Source organism: Burkholderia sp. BCC1208, assembly GCF_902833095.1.
Classification (GTDB): Bacteria; Pseudomonadota; Gammaproteobacteria; order Burkholderiales; family Burkholderiaceae; genus Burkholderia.
In genome coordinates, this window is record NZ_CADFDY010000011.1 from 74,770 (window position 1) to 98,494 (window position 23,725).

Consider the following 23,725-nt stretch of genomic DNA (forward strand, 5'->3'; position numbering starts at 1 on the left):
CATGAAATGCTAATTTTGTTGGGGAAAGCGACAATTATAAGGAGCCGCCCCCTGCAAAAGCCATGCCGCTAACAACTTGATACAGCGCTTCGAACCCTTTCCAAGTGCGAAACTTCTTGCCAAATCAACCTCATGTGACGGAACAGAAATTGCGCAACACCGCATTAACTGGATAATTTTTCCCACATTCTCGATACTCGCAAAATCCGCCGCCTCATGACCCTCCCCCCCATTGCCATCGGCGACATCCAAGGCTGTCATTCAGCTTTCCAATCGCTGCTGGAAAAGCTTTCAGCCCCCGCCGACACCCCGCTGTGGATCGCCGGCGACGTCGTCAACCGCGGCCCGGGCTCGCTCGCCGCGCTACGCGCGGTGATCGATCTCGGCCCACGGGCGACCGTCGTGCTCGGCAATCATGACCTTCATCTGCTTGCGGTCTCCGCCGGGCTGCGCACCGAGCGCCCGGGCGACACCATCGGCGAGATCCTCACGGCCCCTGACGCCGAAGCCCTGCTCGACTGGGTCCGCCACCGTCCGTTCGCCCATTTCGAAGACGACAAACTGCTCGTCCACGCCGGCGTCCTCCCGCAATGGGACACCACGCTCGCCCTCGAACTCGCGGACGAACTCCAGCGCTCGCTCCGCGCCCCCGACTGGCGCGACACGTTGCAGAACCTGTACGGCAACGAGCCGAATCAATGGAGTCCGAACCTGAAAAAACGCGACCGGATGCGCGTAGCCTTCAACGCATTCACGCGCCTGCGCTTCTGCACGCCCGACGGCGTAATGGAGTTCAAGGCGAACGGCGGCCCCGACAGCGCGCCGCCCGGTTACCTGCCGTGGTTCGACGTGTCGGGGCGCCGCACCGAAGACGTGACGGTCGTGTTCGGGCACTGGGCCGCGCTCGGCCTGATGCTGCGCGACAACGTCGTCGCGCTCGATTCGGGATGCGTATGGGGAAACCAGTTGTCGGCCGTGAGGCTCACGGCCGATCCGGCGCAACGCACGGTCACGCAGGTGCAGTGCGAAGCGTGCCGCGCGCCGGGCGGCGAGTGATTACGCGCTGATTCGCACGACCGGAAAACGCCTCACCCCTCACGCCCCGGCACCGGCGCGTCAGCCGCCCCATCGCCCGTCGCACCGGCGCCGAGCTCGGTCGCCGGAAACGCGTGCTTCTGCAACTCGGCGAGCGACTCGGCCGTCGGCTTGCCGACCTTCTCCTGCAGCGTCGCCAGTGCGGCGGCGATCGCGTCGCGCGCGGCCGCGGACGTCGCGCGACGGTCGCCGCCCGGCGCGATCGGTTCGCACACGTACAGATGCGCGACGAGCGGCCCGCCGCGCAGCACCATGTCGAGCGACTTGCCGAGCGACAGGTCGCCCGTGTACGCCGGCGCGACGGACTGCCGCCCGTGCGCGTCCTCGTACATCAGGCAGATCGGCTGCACCGCGCAGCCGGCCGATACCGCGGCCTGGAACAGGTTCGCATGGAACGGCAGCAGATCCTGGCCATCGGACGTCGTCCCTTCCGGAAACACGCACATCACGCCGCCTTTACGCAACCGCTCGGCCATCTCGTGCATGATCCGCATCGCCTCGGTACGCTTCTCGCGCTGCAGGAACACCGTGTCGAGCTTTTCGGCGAGCCAGCCGACGACCGGCCACTGCCGCACCTCGGCCTTCGACACGAACGGCGTCGGCCGCCACGCGTTGACCGCATAGATGTCGATCCACGATACGTGATTGCCCACGACGAGCGCGCTTGCGTCGAGCCGCGCGCCGTCATTGTGGACGACGAGGCGCATCCCGCAGATCCGCAGCATCTTGACCGACCAGCGGCGTATCAGCTCGGCGCGGCGTGCGGGCGTGACGTGCGAAAAGCGCAGCGCGACGATCGCCATGCCGCGCAGCAGATGAAAGACGAGACGCAGCTTGCGAAGAGCGGTCATGACGAAGATCCGGCTTGGTTCAGTGGCGCTCGAACGCGACCTGGCCGGCGACGAGCGTCGCGCGCACGGTGGCCGGCAGTTCGTAGCCGAGGAACGGCGAGTTGTGACCCTGGCTCTTCAGCGCACGCGGCTCGACGCGCCAGTGCGCGCGCGGATCGAACACGCACAGGTCGGCCGCGCCGCCTTCGGCGAGACGGCCTGCGGGCAACTGCAGTACGTCGGCCGGCGCGGACGTGATGCGACGCAGCGCCTGCGCGAGCGGCGTGCGCGTCTCGTCCGCCCACTTCAGCGTCAGCGACAGCAGCAGCTCGAGCCCCGTCGCGCCCGGCGTCGCTTCACCGAACGGCAGCAGTTTCTCGTCGTCGTCGACCGGCGTGTGATCCGAGCAGATCGCGTCGATCGTGCCGTCGGCGAGCGCCACGCGGATCGCTTCGCGGTCGCGCTCGCCGCGCAGCGGCGGGTCGAGCCGGAACTGCGAATCGAAATAGCCGATGTCGACGTCGATCAGATGCAAGTGGTTCACGCCGACGTCGCAGGTCACGGGCAGCCCTTCCGCCTTCGCCGCGCGCACGAGCGCCAGCCCGGCCGCCGACGACAGCCGCGCGAGATGCACGCGCGCGCCCGTCACGCGCATCAGTTCGAAAATGGTGTGCAGTGCGATCGTTTCGGCCGCGACCGGCACGCCGGACAGCCCGAGCCGCGACGCGAGCGCGCCGCTCGCGGCCACACCGCCGCGGCCGATGAACGCGTCGAGCGGACGCAGCCACGTCGTGTAGCCGTAGGTGCTCGCGTACTGCAGCGCGCGCAGCAGCACCTGCGTGTCGCGCACCGGCACGTTGGCGTGCGTGAAGCCGACGCAGCCGGATTCGGTCAGCGCGACCATCTCGGTGATGACCTCGCCCTTGAGGCCGACCGTCAGCGCGCCGAGCGGATGAACGTTCGCCTGGTGCAGGTTGCGCGCGCGGAACTTGAGCATCTCGACGAGGCCCGGCTCGTCGAGCACGGGGTCGGTGTCCGGCGGGCACACGAGGGTCGTGACGCCGCCCGCGACGGCCGCGGCCATCTCGGACGCGAGCGTCGCCTTGTGTTCGTAGCCGGGCTCGCGCAGCCGCGCGCACAGGTCGACGAGGCCGGGCGCGACGATCAGGCCCGATGCGTCGATCGTCTTGTCCGCGTTGAAACCGGCCGGCGCTGAACCAGCCGCCGCGAGCGCGGCGATCTTGCCGTCCGCGACGAATACGTCGGCCTGCCGTTCGGTACCGGCGACCGGGTCGATCAGCGTGCCGCCTTTGATATGAATCTTCATGCGCTGTCTGTGAATGCGTTGATTGCGTTGAATGCCTGAACAAGAATGCGCGAAAACGGGCTCAGTCGCTGTTGCCGGCGACGATGCCCATCACCGCCATCCGCACCGCGATGCCGAACGTGACCTGATTGAGGATCACCGACTGCGGACCGTCGGCGACCTGCGAATCGATCTCGACGCCGCGGTTCATCGGGCCCGGGTGCATCACGATCGCGTCGGGCGCGGCGAGCGCGAGGCGCTCGGGCGTCAGGCCCCACGTCTTGAAGTACTCCTGCGCGGACGGCAGCAGCGCGCCGCTCATCCGTTCGTTCTGCAGGCGCAGCATGATGATCACGTCGACGCCCTTCAACCCTTCGTCGAGGTTGTTGAACACCTTCACGCCCATCTGCTCGAGGCCGCCCGGCAGCAGCGTGCGCGGGCCGATCGCGCGCACTTCCGGCACGCCGAGCGTGGTGAGCGCATGGATGTCGGAGCGCGCGACGCGCGAATGCAGGATGTCGCCGACGATCGCCACGCGCAGCTTCGTGAAGTCGCGCTTGTAGTGACGGATCGTGTACATGTCGAGCAGGCCCTGCGTCGGGTGCGCATGGCGGCCGTCGCCGGCGTTGATCACGTGCACGTGCGGCGCGCAGTGCTCGGCGATCAGGTACGGCGCGCCGCTCGACGCGTGGCGCACGACGAACAGGTCGGCATGCATCGCCGACAGATTGTTGATCGTGTCGAGCAGCGATTCGCCCTTGCTGGTCGACGACGCATTGATGTTCAGGTTCAGCACGTCGGCCGACAGGCGCGTCGCGGCGATCTCGAAGGTCGTGCGCGTGCGCGTCGAGTTCTCGAAGAACAGGTTGAACACGGACTTGCCGCGCAGCAGCGGCACCTTCTTCACTTCACGGTCCGTCACGCTGACGAACTGCTCGGCCGTATCGAGGATGTGATTGACGATCGAGCGCGGCAGGCCCTCGATCGACAGCAGATGTTTCAGCTCGCCGTTTTTCGTGAGCTGCGGGTTGCCCTTCAGGAAACCGTAGCGAAACCGGTCGGGGCTCGCGGCCGCCGCGGGATTGCCGGTGCGGCCAGTGGTGTCGGTGGTCATGGTGTGCGTGATTCCAACTATGCAAACGGGCCGCGGTGCAAACCAGCGGCCCGGGATACGGTTCGCGTGTCGTTCAGGCGCCGTGCGACTCGACGCGCAGCGTGAACCGCGCATCGTCGCGCGCGAGCACGAGCGTCGCGTCGGCCGGCACGTCGAGCGTGCCGCCGGCGAAGCGTGCGGCGACCGGCAGCTCGCGGCCGCCACGATCGGCGAGCACCGCGAGCTCGACCGCGGCCGGACGGCCGTAGTCGAACAGCTCGTTGAGCGCGGCGCGCACGGTGCGCCCGGTGTACAGCACGTCGTCGACAAGCACGATGCGCGCGCCGTCGACGTCGAACGGTAGCGACGTCGGGCTGGCCTGGCTGTGCAGCCCTTTCTTCGCGTAGTCGTCGCGGTGCAGCGCGACGTTGATGACGCCGAACGCCGGTGCGCCGAGATCGCGCGCGAGGCGCTCGGCGAGCCACGCGCCGCCGCTGTGAATGCCGGCGAGCCGCGGGCCGCCCGGTTCGGCGAACGCAGTGCCGTACGCGGCGCGGATCTGGTCGAGCAGGACGCGGTAAAGCGCCTCGGCGTCAATGGTGCTCATGGTCGGACAATTGATCGAGATACTGTTGAAGAATGACGCGCGCGGCTTCGGCATCGAGCATGTCGGTGCGTGCGCGGCCGCGCACGTTGCGCTCGCGCAGCCCGGCCTCGGCCTCGACCGACGAATAGCGCTCGTCGACCCACGTGACGGGCAGCCCGAAGCGGCCGTTCAACTGGTTGCCGAAGCGCTTCGCCTGCTGCGTCATGTCGTGCGGCGTGCCGTCCGGATGCATCGGCAAGCCCACGACGAGCGCGTCCGGCCGCCATTCGGCCAGCAGGTCGCCGACCGCCTTGAAGCGGTGTTCGCGGTTCAGGTTCTGGATCACGAGGAGCGCACGGGCCGAGCGCGTCAGCGCGTTGCCGATCGCGACGCCAATCCGTTTCTCGCCGTAGTCGAACGCCAGGAGCGTCGCATCGCGCGCGCTCGCGCCGCTCATGCGTGCCCTGCCTCGCCGGACAGCATCGACGAGCTGACGCCGAGCAGGCCGAGCGCGGCTTCGAAGCGCTCCTCGGCCGGCGTGTCGAACACGATGCGCGGATCGGCGGCGACCGTCAGCCAGCCGTTGCGGGAAATTTCTTCCTCGAGCTGCCCGGCGCCCCAGCCTGCATGGCCGAGCGTCAGCAGGAAGCGTTTCGGGCCGGTGCCCGTCGCGACCGCCTCGAGCACGTCCTTCGACGTCGTCATCTCGAGCCCGCCGTCGACGGACATCGACGAGTTGTAGCTCGCGCCCTCGACCGGCTCGTGCAGCACGAAGCCGCGCTCGGTCTGGACCGGGCCGCCGAAGTACACGGGGATGTGCAGCAGCGGCTCGATGTCGAGCTTCAGGTCGATGCGGTTGAACAGCGATTCGAGGTCGATGTCGGTAGGACGATTGATGACGAGGCCGAGCGCACCGCGCTCGCTGTGATCGCAAAGATAGACCACCGTCCCCGAGAACGTCGGATCGGCCATGTTGGGCATGGCGATCAGGAACTGGTTGGTGAGATTGATGCGATCGGAAGGCTTTGACATGGTTTGAATTTTAGCAAAGACGCCGCGACCTGACCGGGCCGCGATCAACAAGCAACGCCGCGCCGCGCTGGCAACGGCGCGCGCGGATCACACGGCACTCTAACACGCGCGCGGGCGCTGTCGGGAGCGTGTTGCAGGCCCGCGCGACAAGGGTCGCAGTCGCGTGTCCCTCCCCTTGTTCGTCAGGTCCGGCCGAGCGCGGCGCCGAGCGCTTCGGACGCCGCCGTGAGATCCGGCGGCGCGACGCCGGCCGCGATCTTCAGGAGCGCCGCGCGCAGCATGTCGGACGCGTGGCGGTGCGCATCGAGACCGCCGTCGGCAAGCGGCACGCCGTGCGCCGCACGCCGCCACGCCAGGCCGAGCGTGTCGGCCAGCAGCGCCGCGTGGCCGAGCCCGAGCGCGCACGCGGCCGTGCCGACCCGATAGGCCGCGCCGGACGCGTGCCATGCGGCGCCCGCGTCGGCCGTGGCCGGGTTGGCCGCAAGGTCGGCCATCGACGCATCGGCGGTCTGCAGGAAATCCTCATAGGCATGCGCGTTGACGGTCACGACGCCGAGCGCGCGAGTGGGCGCGACAGCGAGCGCATCGTGCTCGGCCCGCGCGGCATCGGCCTCCCACAATGCTTCGGATGCGGGTGTGCCGGCGACGTGCCAGTCGACCGTCAACCCGTAGTCGTGCAGCACGTCGACGAGCGCGACGTCCTCGGCCGCGGCGCCGAACAGCGCGAAATCGCGCCACAGCAGCGCCACCGTCTCGCGCACCAGGTCGGGCGGCGCCGCGCGCCGGCCCTGCGCGTGTTCGCCGAGCAGCAGGTTGGTTCGCGCGAGAAAGCGCTTCAGCTCGGGCGCGCCGCTTGCTCGCAGCGCACGCACGCACGCGGCCGCGAGCCGCCAGAAATCGTACGGCTCGTCGTCGGTGAGCGCGGCCAGCATCGCGTCGAGTTCGTCGAGCGCCGCCCCCGGCGCGCCGTGTTCGGCGCGCAGCACGCCCAGCAGCGCCTGCTCGTAGCGGGCCCGAATCCGGATCGCGAATGCATCGGGCAGCGCGCGCAGCGTGGCAGGCGGCACCGCGCGACCGACCAGCGCGAGCGCATCGAGCGGCGCGCTCGCGCGCAGGTCGGCGGCGCTTTGCGCCCGCAACGCACGGAAATGCTCGAAGAGAACGGGCGAGCACGCGAGCTCGCGCAGGTTGTGGCGCCCGACGGCCGCACGAAAGTCGTGCAGCGCGGCACGCCAGCCGGCCGAAGTCGGCTCGGTGGCGACGAGCGGCACGGTGGCCGACAGTTGCCCGGCGAAACGCGCGGCCGGCAGCCAGCCGGCTTCCGCCAGCACGGCCGCGGCCGCGGCAAGCGGCGCCGCGGCGTCGTCGCGCCGTTCGAATGCGTCGGCAGCCGCCGCCAGCCATGCGTCGGCCGCGCGCACGGCTCCGCCGCGCGGGTTGGGCAATGCGTCAGGGAGGGGAACGTTCGCCGGATCGGACGTCATGGACACGCGCGCCTGTGATCGTCAAGTCGCTCGCACGAACCGCGGCGCGCGAGCGCCGGGCCAGTGCGAGGCCTGAGCGGGGTGTCCGTGGGCCAGCGGTCCGATCAGATCTGGACCATCTCGAAGTCTTCCTTGCGGGCGCCGCATTCGGGACACGTCCAGTTGATCGGGACGTCTTCCCAGCGCGTGCCCGGGGCGATGCCCTCTTCCGGCAGCCCGGCTTCTTCGTCGTAAATCCAGCCACAAATCAGGCACATCCAGCTCTTGTATTCCATCTTAAGCCGCGTCGGGGAAAAGTCGGTAAATTCGGGAGCCATGATGGTACCGTGTCGGGGCCGGACTGCCTAGCAATCGCGCTGGAGGACGGCGACTACGTTGCGCTGCGCTAAAAAATCCGTCGTACCGGCCGGATTCCACCGCATAATGGTTGAAAAGTGCGGCCTGCCGGGCAACACAGGGCCGAAAAAGCCCATTCGCCTCGCCGTCCGCATCTCCGTCGCTTCTCCGTTTTTCTCTTGCCCCATTTTTACATGTCCAGCAACGCCCCTCCGATCGTCCTCACCTTCGGCCTGTCCGATCCCACCGGCGGCTCCGGCCTCCAAGCCGATCTGATGACCCTGGCGAGCATGGGCTGTCACGGCGTGTCCGTCCTGACCGGCTATACCGTGCGCGACTCGGCCGCCTGCGAAGAAGTGACCGGCCTCGATCCCGACGTCGTGGCCGCGCAAGCGCGCATGCTTCTCGAAGACATGCCGGTTGCCGCATTCAAGATCGGCGCGGCGACGCGCGCGGAAGTCGTGAGCGCGATCGCCGAAGTCGTCGCCGACTACGACGGCGTGCCGCTCGTGCTCGCGCCGGACTTCACGCTCGACGACGAACACGTGCTCGCCGCCGACGACCTGCGCGAATCGATCGCCGACCTGCTGGCGCCGCAAACCACGTTGCTGGTCGCCGACCACGCGACGCTGATCGCGCTCGCGCAGCCGGACGGCGATGCCGAGGCGCCGAATCTCGATGCGGCCGTGTCGCACCTGCTATCGCAGGGCTGCGAATACATCCTGTCGTCGGAAACGGGCTCGCACCGGCTCGTCAACACGCTGTACGGCGAGGAAGGTCAGCTCCGCGAGGACATGTGGGATCGCTCGCCGCACCGGCTGATGGGCATCACCGATACGCTCGGCGCGGCCATCGCGGCGCTGCTCGCGAACGGCCAGGAGCCGCCCGAGGCCGTGCGCGAGGCGCAGGAGTACCTGTACCAGGCCGTGCGCGACGCGTTCCGGCCCGGTATGGGCGCGTACCTGCCCGACCGGTTCTTCTGGGCGCGCAGCAACGACGATTCGGACACGCCGCCGGCCGTGAAGGCCGACCCGGTGCCGAGGACGTCGCACCGGCATTGAGTCGCGCCGCGGCGGGCAGGTCCCGCCGCCGCACGCCGCGCCGCTTCGGTGCGTGACGTATCCGGCCGCCTCATGCACGCATCCAAAACCGCGCACGAATAAAAAAAGACCCGCATCGCTGCGGGTCTTTTCTTTGGCTGGAACGCGCATCGCTGCGCGCTCCGGACACCCTCGACCGAAGTCGATTACATGTCCATGCCCATGCCGCCCATGCCGCCCGGCATGCCGCCCGGCATCGGTGCGTCTTCCTTCGGCAGTTCCGCGACAGCTGCGTCCGTCGTCAGCAGCAGGCCTGCAACCGAAGCTGCGTTCTGCAGTGCGGTGCGCGTGACCTTGGTCGGGTCGACGACGCCGGCTTCAACCATGTCGACGTACTCGCCCGTTGCTGCGTTGTAGCCGTAGTTGCCCGTGCCTGCAGCAACCGCCGCCACCACGACGCTGGCTTCTTCGCCGCCGTTCGTGACGATCTGGCGCAGCGGCTCTTCCATCGCGCGCAGCACGATCTTGATGCCGGCGTTCTGGTCGGCGTTCGCGCCGGTCAGGCCTGCGATCGCGGTGCGTGCGCGGATCAGCGCGACGCCGCCGCCTGCCACGATGCCTTCTTCCACAGCTGCGCGGGTTGCGTGCAGTGCGTCTTCGACACGTGCCTTCTTTTCCTTCATTTCGACTTCGGTCGCAGCACCGACCTTGATCACTGCAACGCCGCCTGCCAGCTTGGCCACGCGCTCTTGCAGCTTTTCACGGTCGTAGTCCGACGTCGCTTCTTCGATTTGCGCGCGCACTTGCTTCACGCGTGCTTCGATGTTCACGGCTTCGCCTGCGCCGTCGATGATCGTCGTGTTTTCCTTGCCCACTTCGATGCGCTTCGCCTGGCCCAGTTCTGCCAGCGTTGCCTTCTCGAGCGTCAGGCCGGTTTCTTCCGCGACGACTTGACCGCCGGTCAGGATCGCGATGTCTTCCAGCATCGCCTTGCGACGATCGCCGAAGCCCGGCGCCTTGACCGCGACGGTCTTCAGGATGCCGCGGATGTTGTTGACGACCAGCGTCGCGAGCGCTTCGCCTTCGACGTCTTCAGCGATGATCAGCAGCGGACGGCCAGCCTTCGCGACTTGCTCGAGCACCGGCAGCAGATCACGGATGTTCGACACCTTCTTGTCGTGCAGCAGCACGAACGGGTTGTCGAGGACGGCGACTTGCTTGTCCGGGTTGTTGATGAAGTACGGCGACAGGTAGCCGCGGTCGAATTGCATGCCTTCGACGACGTCGAGTTCGTCGGCCAGCGACTTGCCGTCTTCGACGGTGATGACGCCTTCCTTGCCGACCTTGTCCATCGCTTCAGCGATGCGATCGCCGATCGACGAATCGCTGTTCGCCGAGATCGAGCCGACCTGGGCGATTTCCTTGTTGGTCGTGCACGGCTTGCTGATCTTCTTCAGCTCTTCGACAGCCGCTGCGACTGCCTTGTCGATGCCGCGCTTCAGGTCCATCGGGTTCATGCCCGATGCGACGTACTTCATGCCTTCGCGAACGATCGATTGCGCGAGGACGGTTGCCGTCGTCGTGCCGTCGCCTGCGTTGTCGCTGGTCTTGGAAGCGACTTCCTTGACCATTTGCGCGCCCATGTTCTGGAGCTTGTCCTTCAGCTCGATTTCCTTCGCGACCGACACACCGTCCTTGGTGACCGTCGGGCCGCCGAAGCTGCGCTCGAGCACGACGTTGCGGCCCTTCGGACCCAGCGTGACCTTGACTGCGTTGGCGAGGATGTTCACGCCTTCGACCATCTTCGAACGGGCGGAATCGCCGAATACGACGTCTTTAGCTGCCATCTTTAACTCCTTGAATTCTTGGGAATATGTACCGTCGGGGAACGCTTACTTGGCGTTGACCACGGCCATGATGTCTTCTTCGCGCATGACCAGCAGTTCCTGGCCGTCGACCTTCACGGTCTGGCCGGCGTACTTGCCGAACAGGACGCGATCGCCGACCTTCACGTCGAGGGCGATCTGGGCACCCTTGTCGTCGCGCTTGCCCGGGCCGACCGCCAGGATTTCACCCTGGTCCGGCTTCTCGGCTGCTGCTTCGGGGATCACGATGCCCGAGGCGGTCTTGGTTTCCTGATCCAGGCGCTTGACGATCACGCGATCGTGCAAAGGACGAAGGTTCATATTCACTCCTCTCTTGACTGAGATTGAAGAACGCTTAGGGAATCTGCCCGGCTCGTCGCCCGGCAGAGAATTGTTAGCACTCTCGTGCAGCGAGTGCTAATTATATGGACGGGTTTTGACAAATTCAAGAAGGGAAACCGGGGGAATTTTCGCGGCGGCGATGCGGGGGATAAACACACGAAAACAACAAAAACCTTTTCAAAACAATAGCCTGAGTCAGAAACCGTTCCGGAGGGCGACCCGTGCGGCCCCGCGAACCTCATCCAGCCCCGTTTGGACACCGGGTAAGCCCGGAGTTCCTGAGACCGACGACATCGCAGCAAAAAAACCGGACGGGCGCCGATTTCACCCGTCGCGACGCGCTCGTCCGCCGGCGTCGCCGGGCCCAGCGTCACGCTCCTCACGCATCGGCGCAGTCCGCGCCCGACAGCGGCCGGAAGGTCCGGCCGTCCGTCTCGACGGCCGCGCCCAGCCGCCGCGCGAGCCCCTTCGCGCCTTCGCGCATCACGACGTCGTGATTCCATCGGAACAGTGGCCGTGCGAGCGGCTCCAGCCAGTTCATCCAGCCGTGCGTGCGGATGTGCCAGTCGTAGCGCACGACCGTGCGCGCGCCGTCGGCGGCGAACGACCAGCGTCCGTCGCCTTCGATCACGCCGCTCGCATGGCCTTCGAGCGCATGCGGCGGCTCGACGCGCCGCACGCGCATGTCGAAGGTCAGCCGGTACGGCAGCGCACCCTTCCATGTATACCGGTGCAGCGCGCCGACGCCGCGCGCGTCGCCATGCTCGAGTTCGACGGTGCGCACGGCGCCCTTCCACCAGTCGGGCCAGCGGTCGACCTGGTAGATCGCGTCCCAGACCGCCGCGAGCGGCGCGTCCACGCGCCAGGTCGTCGAAAACCGGTACTCCGCCATGCAGCCTCCGGCATGCGTGTCAGGAACGCGGATCAGCGCGCCGTCAGGGCGCGAAGAAACGCTCGGGAAACGCGACGTCGATCTCCACGTCGTCGAGCGTCACGGTTTCGAGCGGCACGTCGTCATCGTCCGCGTAGCTGACGACCTTCAGCGGAAAACCGTCCGCGGCGTCGAGCCACAACCGGTAGCGGTGCACGCCGTCGACCGCGTGCGCGGGCGCGCCCGTGACCAGCACGCGCAGCGCGGTCCGGCCGCCGGCGGCCTCCTCGCCCTCGGTCACGGTCGCGCCGCCCTGCTGCAGCGCATGGACGTTGCGCAGCAGTTCGCCGACGTCCGAGCGGTCGACCCGGTGGCCGGTACGATCGCGCACGAGCGGATTGGACGGCGACAGCGTCAGCGCGGGCGGCGCATGCGTGCCGAACGGGCGCAACCGCACCTTGCCGTCGCCGGGATCGTACGCGAGCACCGCGCCGCGATGCGGCGACACGAAATCCATCCGGACGAAGCCCGGTTTCAGGTACGCGTAGCGGATTTCGGTGCGCTCGCCGTCGCGCGCCGACGAGCGGATCGTCGCGCGGTACGAGCGGACGTGGTCGAAATGCGCCTGCGCGACGGTCACGGGATCGGCTGTCATGCTCGCTCCTATCAGGCTCGCGGCCAGCAACGCGGCGATCACGGCGCCGCCTCGACATCGAGCACGCCTTCCATTCCGCGCTCGCGATGGCTCCTGAAAAACAGCAGCCGGTGCGTGCAATAGTAGGCGAACCGCCCCGGCTGCTGCGGCGTGAAACGAAACGTTCTCGGCGTCGTGCCAAGTTCGGTATGCACTGCGATGCCCGCCTGCGGTGGCGCGTCGATTTCGAAGCTGTGCGGCACCACGCCGGGTTCGGCCGACACGGTCAGTTCGACCGGCACGTGCGCGCGCACGATCACGTGATTCGGCCGGAAGAAATAGCTGCCGCCGACGATCGCCACGCGCTGCACCCCGTCCGCGTCCACCGGCACGCGCACGGGCGGGTCGCCGTCCGCTCGCGCAAGCAGCGTGCCCGCCAGGAACGCCGCCAGCCCGAGCCCCTTCATCATCGCCGTGTTCATCGCCTGCTCCCTGCGAGCGCCGCGCGTCATCCCTTCCATGCGTCGGTCGGGCCGCCCAGCGCCCCGCATGCGTCGATCGCGAGTTCGCGCAGACGCCGTTCGTCGCCGCGGCCGGACAGCGCATAACCCATGCCGCGATCCGACCAGAAATACGTGTAGCGGCCGTCGGCCGACATCGCCTGCGGCGCGAGGCGCCGCGTATCGTATGCGGTCATGTACAGCGTCACGCGCGCACCGTCCGCGCGCTGGTACATGAGCTGGGCGGCCGGCCCCGCGTCGCCGGGCAGCACCCGGCCGCCCAGCAGCGCGTAACCGTATTCGTCGAGCGACGGTGCGCGCACCGGCCGGCCGACGCGCGCCGACAGCCACGCGGCGAGACGCGCGGGATCGGCCGCACCGACTTCCACCGGATGCTCGCGGTCGGCGGCGTACACGGCGTATGCGACATCGGCGCGCGCGGCGAACGCCGGTTCGCGGCCGAACGCCGTCCAGCCCGCATGCAGCGCGACACCGATCAGCAGCCCGGCCGCGAGCCCCGCGAACGCATGCGCGACGGCGCGCCAGCGCGGCGCGCGGCGTTGCACGAACAACGCGGGCGCGGCCGCCGGCAACGGAAACAGCGCCTTCAGCGCATCGCGCTGCGCGCGGTAATGCGCGAAGCGTTCGGCTTCCCGCGGATCGGACTGCAGGCGTTCGAGCATCTCGCGGCGCTCGTCCCCGGACAACTCGCCGTCCAGCAGCGCGGACAGCAGTTGCGCCGATGCATCGTCGTCCCGCTGGTTCGAAGGCTTGCGCGGATCGTCCATCATGGCTTCCCGATCACCCGTAACGTGGGCGTGCCGTGCGCCGACGGCCCGTCCGACAGCAAGGCGCGCATCTGCGCGCGCGCCCGCGCGAGTCGCGACATCACCGTGCCCATCGGCACGCCGAGCACCTGCGCGGCATCGCGATAGCTCAACTCCTCGAGCGCGACCAGCAGCAGCACCTCACGCTGTTCGACCGGCAGCCGGTACAGCGCGCGCTGCACGTCGCGCAACTCCAGCCCGCCGACCTCGCCGGCCGGCGCGGCCATCGTCTGCCACGGCGCGGTGGCGTCGTCGACCGCGATCTCGTGCCGCGCGCGCAACTGGTCGATGAAGCGGTGCCGCAACAGCGTCAGCAGCCACGCGCGCAGGTTGCCGCAGTCGCGCGGCGGCCGGTTCAGCGCACGCTCGAGCGTGTCCTGCACGAGATCGTCGGCCCACGCGCGCTCGCCCGTCAGCGCACGCGCATAGCGCGTGAGATGCGGAAGCCACACCAGCAGGTCCGATTCATAGCTCATCGGGGCGCCTCGCGCGTCGCCGCGCGATCACGGCCGCGCAACGTGCCACATGCCGCCGACGCCGTCGCCGCCCGCGTCGCCGGCCTTGTGGTCCATCTTCCAGCGATACAGCGGGCGGCCGCGGTACGCCCATTGCTTTTTGCCGTCGTCGCGGGCGACGAGACTCAGCGCACCCGACGCCTTGTCGTACGCGTCGGCAAGCGCGGGCGGCCAGTTGGCTGCGCACGCGCTGTCGCACATGCTCTTGCCCGGCGCATCGCGATCGAACACGTACAGCGTCATGTGCGCTTCGTCGACCAGTTTCCCGTCGGCGGCCTGCGGCGGTTCCGCGGCGGCCGGCCGCACGAGCGCCGCCGTCAGCGCGGCGGCGAAAAGCATCCGTTTCATTCCCGTTCTCCTTGGCGTCGTGTCGCGACATGGCGGCCGCCGGACGGGACGATCGGCTGCGTCGCGATCATTATCCCGCCGGCCGGCCGTGCCGGAACTCGGTATGTAAACGGACGGCGACGGCCGGTTATTCCATGCCATACCATGCCGCGCCGCAAATAGCGGCGGCGATCATTCATGCGACGAAAGAAAACGGGAAGCCCGAAATGACAACGCGGCATGACATCGCTGTCATGCCGCGTTGCGCGACCATTTCGCACGACGGCCGATGCGGCGCCGTCGTGCGGTTTCGGCCGGTTACCTCGGCAGTGCGCCGGTCAGCGACTGGAGCAGCGTCGTCACCGGTGCGAGCGGGTTGTTCGGCGAGCTGTTGCCGGAATGCGGCGTCACCGACAGGCTCGGCGAGGAGCCGAGCACCGTGCCCACCGACGTGCCGACCGCATTGACGACCGTCGCCGTCGAGTTGGCACCCGTCGTCAGCAGCGAACCGACCGCGCCCGCCGTGCCGCCGGCCGCATTCGCGCCCGAGCCGAGCAGGCTGCCGCCTGCCGCTGCCGCCGAACCGCCCGCACCCGACAGCGCGCCGGCCGCCTGGCCGAGCGCCGCCGGACCGGACGCAAGTGCGCCCGTTACCGAACCGAGGGCGCCAGTCAGCGCGCCGGCCGGGTTGCCGCCGCCCGTCAGGCCGCTCACGAGGTTGGTGATCGGCGCGATCGGGCTGCTGCCGGCGGCGCCGGACAGCGTGCCGACCACCTGATTCACGACGCCTTGCACCGGCGCCAGCGGGTTGGAACCGCCGAGGTTGCCGAGGGCGCCCGTCACCGAGTTCAGCGCCCCCGTCAGTGTCCCGGCCGGATTGCCGCTGCCGAGCGTACCGACGACCTGGTTCACGACACCCTGCACCGGCGCCAGCGGGCTCGTGCCGCCCAGTGCGCCGAGCGCGCCCGCCACCGAGCCGACCGCGTTGCCGAGGGCGCTCGTGGCCGTCCCGACCGCGTTGCTCAGCGTGCCGGCCGGATTGCTGCCGCCGAGCGTGCCGACCACCTGGTTCACGACGCCTTGTACCGGCGCCAGCGGGTTCGTCCCGCCGAGATTGCCGAGCGCGCCCGTCGCCGAGCCGAGTGCGCCGGTCAGCGCGCCGGCCGGATTGCCGCCCGGCAGCGCATTCTGCAGGCCGTTGACGAGGTTCGTGATCGGCGTGATCGGGCTGCTGCCGCCGGCACCCGACAGCGTGCCGACGACCTGGTTCACGACGCCCTGCACCGGCGCCAGCGGGTTCGCGCCGCTGAGCGCGCCCGTCACCGAGTTCAGCGCGTTCGTCAGCGCACCGGCGGGATCGCCGTTGCCGAGCGTGCCGGCGAGCTGCGTGACGGCACCCTGTACCGGCGCGAGCGGGCTCCCTGCGCCACCGACGTTGCCGAGCGTGCCCGTGATCGTGTTGACCGCGTTGCTCAGTGCGCCGGCCGGGTTGCCGCTGCCGAGCGTGCCCGTGACCTGATTCACGACGTTCTGGATCGGGGTGATGGGGTTCGCGCCGCCGCCGAGGGTGCCCAGAGCGCCGGTTATCGTGCCGAGTGCACCGGTCAAGGCGCCTGCGGGGTTGCCGCCGCCAATGCCACCCAAGGCACCCGTTACCGTACCGAGTGCACCGGTCAATGCACCGGCCGGGTTGCCACCGCCGACGCCGCCCAAGGCGCCCGTCACCGTGCCGAGTGCACCGGTCAATGCGCCTGCCGGATTGCCTCCGCCGACGCTGCCCAGTGCGCCCGTTACCGTGCCGAGTGCGCCGGTCAATGCGCCTGCCGGATTGCCTCCGCCGACGCCGCCCAAGGCGCCCGTTACCGTACCGAGTGCGCCGGTCAACGCGTCTGCCGGGTTGCCACCGCTAACGCCACCTAAGGCGCCCGTCACCGTGCCGAGCGCACCGGTCAACGCGCCTGCCGGGTTGCCACCGCCAATGCCACCTAAGGCGCCCGTCACCGTGCCGAGTGCGCCGGTCAATGCGCCTGCGGGGTTGCCACCGCCAACGCCGCCCAGGGCGCCCGTTACCGTGCCGAGTGCGCCGGTCAATGCACCGGCCGGGTTACCGCCGCCGACGCCGCCCAAGGCACCCGTCACCGTGCCGAGCGCGCCGGTCAATGCACCGGCCGGGTTGCCGCCACCAACGCCGCCCAGAGCACCCGTCACCGTGCCGAGTGCACCGGTCAACGCGCCGGCCGGGTTGCCACCGCCAACGCCGCCCAAGGCACCCGTTACCGTACCGAGTGCGCCGGTCAATGCGCCGGCCGGGTTGCCTCCGCCAACGCCGCCCAAGGCGCCCGTCACCGTGCCGAGTGCGCCGGTCAATGCGCCTGCCGGATTGCCGCCGCCGACGCTGCCCAGTGCGCCCGTTACCGTGCCGAGTGCACCGGTCAATGCACCTGCCGGATTGCTGCCGCCGACGCCGCCCAGTGCGCCCGTTACCGTGCCGAGTGCGCCGGTCAATGCACCGGCCGGGTTACCACCGCCGACGCCACCTAAGGCGCCCGTCACCTGATTCACCACACCTTGAACCGGCGCCAGCGGGTTCGAGCCACCGCCGATACCGCCCAATGCGCCCGTGGCCGTGCCGAGCGCGCTGCTCAGCGTGCCCGTCGCCGTGTTCAGCGCACCCGTCAGTGCACCCGCCGGGTTGCCGCCGCTCAAGGCGCCCGTCACTTGATTCACCACGCCCTGAACCGGCGCCAGCGGACTCGCGCCGCCACCGATACCACCCAGTGAGCCGGTCACCGTACCGATTGCCCCCGTCAACGCACCTGCCGGGTTACCGCCACCCAGCGCACCCGTCACCTGATTCACCACACCTTGAACCGGCGCCAGCGGGTTCGAACCACCGCCGATACCGCCCAATGCGCCCGTGGCCGTGCCGAGCGCGTTGCTCAGCGTGCCCGTCGCCGAGTTCAGCGCACCCGTCAGTGCACCGGCCGGGTTGCCGCCGCTCAAGGCGCCCGTCACCTGATTCACCACACCCTGAACCGGCGCGAGCGGCTGCACCGTGCCGCCACCGCCGAGTGCGCCCGTCACCGCCCCCACGGCGCCCGACAGCACTTGCCCCGGCTCGCCGAGCGACGTCTGGATCGCGCCCGACCCGCCCGCCGTCACGGTAACCGAACCCAACGGCGACGTACCCGTCGCGGCCAGTCCCACCGACACGCTGTTCGTCGGCGGATTGACGATCACTTGCGGGATCGGCAGCGAATCGAGGGCCCCCGCCATCGCGGAACCCGAAGCCAGCACCCCGAACACCGTCGCGACCGACAGCGCCACACCCGTCAATTTGAAATTCTGTCCCATCGTTATTTTCCCCATCTCGGTTGGCACTACGTTGACAAAGCATGGGGACGGATTGCACGAAGCGTGCCAATTCCAAAAACGGATTGATTCGTCTGGGTATTGAGCGGCAATAACGCTTTTTTAATCGATTTCAGGCGAAATTCGCGGATTGGACAGACGGAATCGTCTGATGAAAAAGGCCTTCGGAACGCGGATGTAACGTAACGTTTGCGAGCCCCGCGGTAACGTGTTCCGGTACATTCCACGTAACGCCTGAACGCGCGCCCGCGATGGGACCCTATACCGTCACAACCGCTGCCCATTACGCATTTCAGCAATATGAAAATGCATTGATAAATCGCGAATTTGCTGATTTTATTTTATCGCGCGATTTTCTTTCTTATCGATTACGCAGATCATTTCCGATTGCGTGGATTTCGATAATCCGGACAGCAGAATGAAACACTGTGAAGAATACGTATTGCCACCGGCACGTGCCGGTGGCCGAAACCGCCTCTGCGCGCCGCGGGTTCAACCGAAGCGCGCGGGCCGGTACGGACGGGGATCGATATAGGTCGGCGCGCCCGTCATCATTTCGGCGAGCAGGCGGCCGGTCGCGGGCCCGAGCGTGAGCCCGTGATGGCAGTGGCCGAACGCGAACCACAAATGACGGTGGCGCGGCGCGGGCCCGATCACCGGGCGCATGTCGGGCGTGCACGGCCGCATCCCGAGCCACGGCTCCGGATCGAGCCGCTCGCCGATGCCGAACGCGTCGCGCGCCAGCGGTTCGGCGCGTGCGAGTTGCACGCCGGTCGGCGGCGCGCCGCGCGGCGCGATCTCGACGCCGGTCGTGAGCCGCAGGCGGCCACCCTCCATCGGCGCGACGACGAAGCCTTCCTCGGTATCGCACACGGGCACGTTCAGCGGCGTGCGCGTCGGCAGGTAATGCATGTGATAGCCGCGCTTCGCGCGCAGCGGAATCCGGTAGCCGAGCGGCGCGAACACATGATCGGACCACGGCCCGAGCGCGACCACGGCCGAGCGTGCCGAGATCGGCCCATGTTCGGACCCGACCTGCCAACCGTCATCCACCTGCACGAGCGTCGTCGCGTCGCCGCGCACGAACGTGCCGCCGTCGCGCTGGAACAACCGCGCATAGGCCTTGGTCAGTCCGCCCGGGCTCGATACGGTCTTCGGATCCTGCCAGTGGAACGCGCCGCAGAATGCATCGCCGATACCGGGCTCGCGCGCGCGCAGCGCACGCGCGTCGAGCACCGACATCCGCAGCCCGTGCGCGGCGGCCACGCGCTGTTGCGCGCCCGCTTCCGCATCGAACAGCGCGGGCGAACGAAACGCCTCGATCCATCCGCCGTCGTGCACGAGCGGCTGCGCGTCGGTGCGCGCGAGCAGCGCATCGTGCTCGACGACGCTCGCCGCGACGAGCGGCAGCATGTCGCGCGCGGCGGCCGCGAGCCGCTGCGGCGACGATTCGCGCCAGAAGCGAGCAAGCCAGCCTGCATACTCGGGCAGCGCCTTGTAGTCCCAGTAGAGATCGACCGAACGGTTGCGCGCGTAGCGCAGCAGCGTGCCGAGCCGGCGAGGAAACGCATACGGCACGACCGACGAGCGCTCGATCAGCCCCGCATTGCCGTGGCTGGTTTCCTCGCCGGGCGCGCGCCGGTCGACGAGCGCGACGCGCAGCCCGCGATCCTGCAGATGCAGCGCCGACGACACGCCGACGATGCCGGCCCCCAGAACGATGACGTCGAAATCCATATTCCCCCGCACTGCGTCGAGATGGGATGCGCCGTGCGCCAGGCCGCGGCCGGTGCGCGGCGGCGCTTACTTCGCGATGATGTCGCGCTTGAAGTACTTCCGCGACAGCGCGCTCAGCGTGCCGTCCTGCTTCAGCGCGTCGAGCGCGCCGACGATCTTCGCCTGCAGCGCCTTGTCGTTCTTGCGCATCCCGAAACCGGTGCCTTCGCCGAGCGTCGCCGGATCCTTCAGCGGCTCGCCGACGATCTGGTAGTCACGGCCGGCCGGCTTGTCGAGGAAACCGTCCTGCGCGGTCTGCGCTTCCTGCACGGCCGCGTCGAGACGCCCCGCGACGAGATCGGCGTAGATCTGGTCCTGATCCGGGTACGACACGACGGCCACGCCCGCATTGGCCCAGTGCGCCTTCAGGAAATCCTCCTGCGACGAACCCTGCAGCACGCCGACGTGCTTGCCGCGCAGGCTCGCGACGTCGGGCTTCAGCGGCGAGCCGTGCTTCGCCACCATCACGATCGGCACCACGTAGATCGCCGGCGTGAAGTCGATGCTTTGCTTGCGCTTCGCGGTGATGTTCATCGCCGAGTTGATCGCGTCGAACTTGCGCGCTTGCAGCGCCGGGATCAGCCCGTCGAACGAATTCTCGACCCACACGCATTTCATGTTCAGCTTCGCGCACACCGCGTTGCCGATGTCGACGTCGAAACCCTGCAACTGACCGGCCGGCGTCTTGCTCTCGAACGGCGGATAGGCGGCTTCGATCCCGAAGCGCAACGTGGTCTGTTCCGCATGGGCCGTGACGGCCGCGCACGCGAGCGCCGCAGCGGCGCAGAGGGAAAGTTTCCAGTTCATGACGGTCCTTCTGTTCTGGATTGAGGCTGAAGATCGGTCGCTCGACGCCCTCGACCGGGCGGCGATACGGCATCCGAGGCAGCTAGCCACCTGGCGATGTGTCGAATCCCGCACCCCGAAATATAGACTTAAAGTCTACTATGGACTATAGGGGATACGAGGATGTCGCCCCCGTCGCTCGACGTCGAGATTTCGTCTCTCATGCCCGACACCCTTGATTCCATGGCATTTTTCATGAATCCGGCAGCGACACAACGTCTCGAAAAGAAAAATTCTCCCGATTTCGTTTGTCTATATTAGACTTTTCGTCCATAACGAACACCGCCGGACGCCGTCTTTCGAGACTTTCCGTCCAGCCCGAACCGGAGATGCTCCCCATGACGCAAACCGTCCCCACCCCGCCGCTGACCGTCGACGAAGCCGCGGTGCGCGCGGCGCTGCCTTCGCTCGACGTGCTCGGCACGCTGCGCCGCATGTTCGCGTCGCTCGCCGCGGCGCGCGCGGTGCAGCCGCCGCAGACGCTCACGCTGTTTCCCGGCCAGGCCGGCGACTTCATCACGTATCTCGGCGCGCTCGCCGACGAGCAGGTGTTCGGCGCGAAGCTGTCGCCGTACATCGTGACGGCCGGCAAACCCGACGGGACACCCGGCGGGACACCCGACGGGAGACCGATCGTCACCGCCTGGACCGCGCTGATGTCGATGCAAACCGGCCAGCCGCTGATGTGGTGCGACGCGGGGCTGCTGACCGTCGAACGCACGGCCGGCACGACCGCGCTCGCGGTCGACTGCCTCGCGCCGCGCCACGCGCGCCAGCTCGCGATCGTCGGCGCGGGCGCGGTCGGCCTCGCGCACCTCAAGCACACGGCGGCGCTGCGCGACTGGGACACGATCCGCGTGTACTCGCCCGCGCTGGCGGGCGACGCGACGCTGCAGGCGAGCCTCGCCGCGCTTGACCCGCGCGCGCACGCGGCGGCGAGCGTCGAAGCCTGCGTGCGCGACGCGGACGTGGTGATGCTGTGCACGTCGTCGGGCACGCCCGTGCTCGGCGACGGGATGCTCACGCGCCCCGCGCTCGTCACGTCGATCAGCACCAACGTCGCGCGCGCGCACGAAATCCCGCCTGCGTGGCTGCCGGACATGGACGTCTACTGCGACTACCGGCACACGACGCCCGCGAGCGCCGGCGAGATGCAGATCGCGGCGGCCGAGCACGGCTGGGATGCCGGCCGGATCGTCGGCGACCTGCCCGCGCTCGTCGCCGGCACCTGCGCGGCGCCGTCGCGCACGCGTCACGCGTTGTTCCGCTCGATCGGCCTCGGGCTCGAGGACATCGCGATCGCGCACGCGCTGTACACGCATCTGACGCGCGCATGAGCGGCACGCGAGCGCGGGGCCGATACAATGGCGCAACCGCCGCGGCGGCCGCGCGCGGGCGCACGGGCATGCCGGCCAACGGTGCGCCGGCTCGCCGGCCCGACCCGCTGCCCGGCTCCCGCCCACCCGAGATCGCGATACCGATGCGCAAGAAGAAATCTCCCGTCAAAGACCTGCTGCTCACCCGCTATGCGCCGATCGCCGACGGTATCGCCGCACTGTTCTTCCCGTACGCGGAAGTCGTGATCCACGACCTGCACGACCAGACCGTGCTGTATCTCGCGAACAACCTGTCCAAGCGCGAGGTCGGCGACGATTCCGCGCTCGAGGAAATCGATCATTCGGCGCGCGAGCGCGTGATCGGCCCGTACGAGAAGCTGAACTGGGACGGCCGGCGGATGCGCTGCGTCAGCAACGTGCTGTTCGACGACGAAGGCCGGCCGGCCGGGATGATGTGCATCAACTTCAACATCGCCGTGTTCGACGAGGTGCGCTCGACGCTCGACTTGTTCATCAAGGGCGCGGGCGTCGTCGCGCAGCCCGACGAGCTGTTCCGCGACGACTGGCAGGAGCGCATCAACACGTTCCTGCACGGCTGGCTGCGCGAGCGGCAGGTCGGGCTGAACGGGCTCACGCGCGAGCACCGGCGCGAACTCGTCGAGGCGCTGTACGCGGAAGGCGCGTTCCGCGGCAAGAGCGCGGCGAACTACGTCGCGAACGTGCTCGGGATGGGGCGCGCGACGGTCTACAAGCACCTCAAGCACCTGAAGGAAACGCAGGGCGACGCGTGAGCGCGACGTGGCGGGCGCAATCACGGTAGGCCGGTCATCGGTATCGGGCCGCCGGTTCCGCGCCCAAGCTTCGCGACACGCGGGCGCAGCCCCTTCCGCACCATTCCGCGGGCGACGAAGCGTCGAAACATAAAGTGATATAGTCTCGGTTACACTTTTTTGCCGCCCGGACCGCCCATGACGACCGCTCCCGCCCCGACTGCCCGCCCGACCCTGACCGTCGAGATCTGGTCCGACCTGATCTGCCCGTGGTGCTGGATCGGCAAGCGCCGCTTCGACGAGGCGCTGGCCGCGTTCGCGCACGCCGACCGCGTCGACGTCGCGTTGCGTGCGTACCGGCTGATGCCCGGCCAACCCGTCGAGCCGGTCGAGGCGATGCTGGCAGGCAAATACCGGATGGCACCCGCGCAGGTCGACCAGATGCTGCGCCAGGTGACCGATGCGGCCGCGAGCGTCGGGCTGCGCTACGACCTGCCCGGCACGCTCGTCGGCGACACGCTCGACGGCCACCGGCTCGTGAAGCTCGCGCAAGCATCGGGCCGCGCGCTCGCGCTGACCGAGCGGCTCTATCGCGCCTATTTCTGCGAGCACGGCTCGCTGTTCGATCATGCGGCGCTGACCGGGTTTGCGGTCGAAGCCGGGCTCGAGCGCTCGGCCGTCGAAGCCGTGCTGCGCAGCGACGCGTATCGCGACGAAGTCGAAGCCGACATCGCGCGCGCAGCACAGATCGGCGGCCGCGGCGTGCCGCTGTTCGTGTTCGGCGGCCGCTACGCGGTGTCGGGCGCGCAGCCGGCCGACGCGTTCGCGCAGGCGCTCGATCAGGCGTGGCGCGACGGCATCGTCGAATCCGGCGACGACGCGGCCGCCTGCGGCCCCGACGGCTGCGAACTGCCGGCTCGGTCGTAATCCTCATCCCGCCG

Annotated in this window: 24 protein-coding genes; 5 read left to right on the forward strand and 19 right to left on the reverse strand. The window is 68.6% G+C overall.

The window, feature by feature from the left end; translation table 11 throughout:
- The first annotated feature begins 216 nt into the window (after positions 1 to 216).
- The gene (locus tag HWX09_RS25725; protein WP_027783707.1) at positions 217 to 1,056 is read left to right on the forward strand and encodes a symmetrical bis(5'-nucleosyl)-tetraphosphatase; all 840 of its coding nucleotides are present in this window, start codon (positions 217 to 219) and stop codon (positions 1,054 to 1,056) included.
- 32 nt (positions 1,057 to 1,088) lie between these two features.
- Here the strand turns inward: HWX09_RS25725 and HWX09_RS25730 are convergent, their stop codons facing one another.
- From HWX09_RS25730 to HWX09_RS25765, 8 genes are all read right to left on the reverse strand, one after another.
- A complete protein-coding gene (locus HWX09_RS25730) occupies positions 1,089 to 1,946 on the reverse strand; it encodes a lysophospholipid acyltransferase family protein (protein WP_027783706.1) in 858 nt (285 codons plus the stop codon).
- Between the two features lie 19 nt (positions 1,947 to 1,965).
- On the reverse strand, positions 1,966 to 3,252 hold the full coding sequence (locus tag HWX09_RS25735) for a dihydroorotase (RefSeq protein WP_027783705.1): 1,287 nt from the start codon (positions 3,250 to 3,252) through the stop codon (positions 1,966 to 1,968).
- Positions 3,253 to 3,313: 61 nt separating this feature from the next.
- Positions 3,314 to 4,345 carry an aspartate carbamoyltransferase catalytic subunit gene (locus tag HWX09_RS25740; protein ID WP_027783704.1) on the reverse strand — a complete coding sequence of 344 codons (1,032 nt, stop codon included), beginning with the start codon at positions 4,343 to 4,345 and terminating at the stop codon, positions 3,314 to 3,316.
- A 73-nt stretch (positions 4,346 to 4,418) separates the two neighbouring features.
- Entirely contained in the window at positions 4,419 to 4,931 is a 513-nt protein-coding gene (gene pyrR, locus HWX09_RS25745; RefSeq protein WP_027783703.1) for a bifunctional pyr operon transcriptional regulator/uracil phosphoribosyltransferase PyrR, read from the reverse strand.
- On the reverse strand, positions 4,918 to 5,367 hold the full coding sequence (gene ruvX, locus HWX09_RS25750; protein WP_027783702.1) for a Holliday junction resolvase RuvX: 450 nt from the start codon (positions 5,365 to 5,367) through the stop codon (positions 4,918 to 4,920). Before ruvX ends, pyrR begins: the two co-directional genes overlap by 14 nt.
- Positions 5,364 to 5,942 carry a YqgE/AlgH family protein gene (locus HWX09_RS25755; protein WP_006491354.1) on the reverse strand — a complete coding sequence of 193 codons (579 nt, stop codon included), beginning with the start codon at positions 5,940 to 5,942 and terminating at the stop codon, positions 5,364 to 5,366. Before HWX09_RS25755 ends, ruvX begins: the two co-directional genes overlap by 4 nt.
- Positions 5,943 to 6,124: 182 nt before the next feature.
- Positions 6,125 to 7,426, reverse strand: a complete 1,302-nt coding sequence (locus HWX09_RS25760) for a hypothetical protein (protein ID WP_027783701.1) — start codon at positions 7,424 to 7,426, stop codon at positions 6,125 to 6,127.
- A 104-nt stretch (positions 7,427 to 7,530) separates the two neighbouring features.
- Positions 7,531 to 7,701 carry a rubredoxin gene (locus tag HWX09_RS25765; RefSeq protein ID WP_004186709.1) on the reverse strand — a complete coding sequence of 57 codons (171 nt, stop codon included), beginning with the start codon at positions 7,699 to 7,701 and terminating at the stop codon, positions 7,531 to 7,533.
- A gap of 255 nt (positions 7,702 to 7,956) precedes the next feature.
- Between HWX09_RS25765 and HWX09_RS25770 the strand changes: the two genes are divergently transcribed.
- A complete protein-coding gene (locus tag HWX09_RS25770; RefSeq protein WP_027783700.1) occupies positions 7,957 to 8,823 on the forward strand; it encodes a hydroxymethylpyrimidine/phosphomethylpyrimidine kinase in 867 nt (288 codons plus the stop codon).
- A 185-nt stretch (positions 8,824 to 9,008) separates the two neighbouring features.
- Here the strand turns inward: HWX09_RS25770 and groL are convergent, their stop codons facing one another.
- From groL to HWX09_RS25825, 11 genes are all read right to left on the reverse strand, one after another.
- On the reverse strand, positions 9,009 to 10,649 hold the full coding sequence (gene groL, locus HWX09_RS25775; RefSeq protein ID WP_027783699.1) for a chaperonin GroEL: 1,641 nt from the start codon (positions 10,647 to 10,649) through the stop codon (positions 9,009 to 9,011).
- 45 nt (positions 10,650 to 10,694) lie between these two features.
- A complete protein-coding gene (gene groES / locus HWX09_RS25780; RefSeq protein WP_027783698.1) occupies positions 10,695 to 10,988 on the reverse strand; it encodes a co-chaperone GroES in 294 nt (97 codons plus the stop codon).
- Between the two features lie 400 nt (positions 10,989 to 11,388).
- The gene (locus tag HWX09_RS25785) at positions 11,389 to 11,901 is read right to left on the reverse strand and encodes an SRPBCC family protein (protein ID WP_027783697.1); all 513 of its coding nucleotides are present in this window, start codon (positions 11,899 to 11,901) and stop codon (positions 11,389 to 11,391) included.
- A gap of 43 nt (positions 11,902 to 11,944) precedes the next feature.
- Positions 11,945 to 12,577 (reverse strand): membrane protein, encoded by a 633-nt coding sequence (locus HWX09_RS25790; protein ID WP_027783696.1) that lies wholly within the window; start codon positions 12,575 to 12,577, stop codon positions 11,945 to 11,947.
- Complete coding sequence (locus HWX09_RS25795) at positions 12,574 to 12,996, reverse strand: quinol oxidase (protein WP_027783695.1); 423 nt, start codon at positions 12,994 to 12,996, stop codon at positions 12,574 to 12,576. Before HWX09_RS25795 ends, HWX09_RS25790 begins: the two co-directional genes overlap by 4 nt.
- Before the next feature lie 26 nt (positions 12,997 to 13,022).
- Positions 13,023 to 13,805, reverse strand: coding sequence for an anti-sigma factor (locus HWX09_RS25800; RefSeq protein WP_027783694.1), 783 nt, complete (start codon positions 13,803 to 13,805; stop codon positions 13,023 to 13,025).
- Positions 13,802 to 14,317 carry a sigma-70 family RNA polymerase sigma factor gene (locus HWX09_RS25805; protein ID WP_027783693.1) on the reverse strand — a complete coding sequence of 172 codons (516 nt, stop codon included), beginning with the start codon at positions 14,315 to 14,317 and terminating at the stop codon, positions 13,802 to 13,804. Before HWX09_RS25805 ends, HWX09_RS25800 begins: the two co-directional genes overlap by 4 nt.
- A 27-nt stretch (positions 14,318 to 14,344) precedes the next feature.
- On the reverse strand, positions 14,345 to 14,704 hold the full coding sequence (locus HWX09_RS25810) for a hypothetical protein (protein ID WP_027783692.1): 360 nt from the start codon (positions 14,702 to 14,704) through the stop codon (positions 14,345 to 14,347).
- 297 nt (positions 14,705 to 15,001) lie between these two features.
- Positions 15,002 to 18,037 (reverse strand): hypothetical protein, encoded by a 3,036-nt coding sequence (locus HWX09_RS25815; protein ID WP_034185403.1) that lies wholly within the window; start codon positions 18,035 to 18,037, stop codon positions 15,002 to 15,004.
- A 510-nt stretch (positions 18,038 to 18,547) separates the two neighbouring features.
- On the reverse strand, positions 18,548 to 19,792 hold the full coding sequence (locus tag HWX09_RS25820; protein ID WP_027783690.1) for an FAD-dependent oxidoreductase: 1,245 nt from the start codon (positions 19,790 to 19,792) through the stop codon (positions 18,548 to 18,550).
- A 66-nt stretch (positions 19,793 to 19,858) separates the two neighbouring features.
- Positions 19,859 to 20,638: an ABC transporter substrate-binding protein gene (locus tag HWX09_RS25825; protein ID WP_027783689.1), complete on the reverse strand. Its 780-nt coding sequence runs from the start codon at positions 20,636 to 20,638 to the stop codon at positions 19,859 to 19,861.
- Between the two features lie 377 nt (positions 20,639 to 21,015).
- Between HWX09_RS25825 and HWX09_RS25830 the strand changes: the two genes are divergently transcribed.
- The 3 genes from HWX09_RS25830 (at position 21,016) to HWX09_RS25840 (ending at position 23,711) form a co-directional block, all read left to right on the forward strand.
- Complete coding sequence (locus HWX09_RS25830) at positions 21,016 to 22,014, forward strand: ornithine cyclodeaminase family protein (protein ID WP_027783688.1); 999 nt, start codon at positions 21,016 to 21,018, stop codon at positions 22,012 to 22,014.
- On the forward strand, positions 22,011 to 22,805 hold the full coding sequence (locus tag HWX09_RS25835; RefSeq protein ID WP_027783687.1) for a PAS domain-containing protein: 795 nt from the start codon (positions 22,011 to 22,013) through the stop codon (positions 22,803 to 22,805). The genes HWX09_RS25830 and HWX09_RS25835 overlap by 4 nt, the downstream gene beginning before the upstream one ends.
- A 177-nt stretch (positions 22,806 to 22,982) precedes the next feature.
- Complete coding sequence (locus tag HWX09_RS25840; RefSeq protein ID WP_027783686.1) at positions 22,983 to 23,711, forward strand: DsbA family oxidoreductase; 729 nt, start codon at positions 22,983 to 22,985, stop codon at positions 23,709 to 23,711.
- Positions 23,712 to 23,725 lie beyond the last annotated feature (14 nt).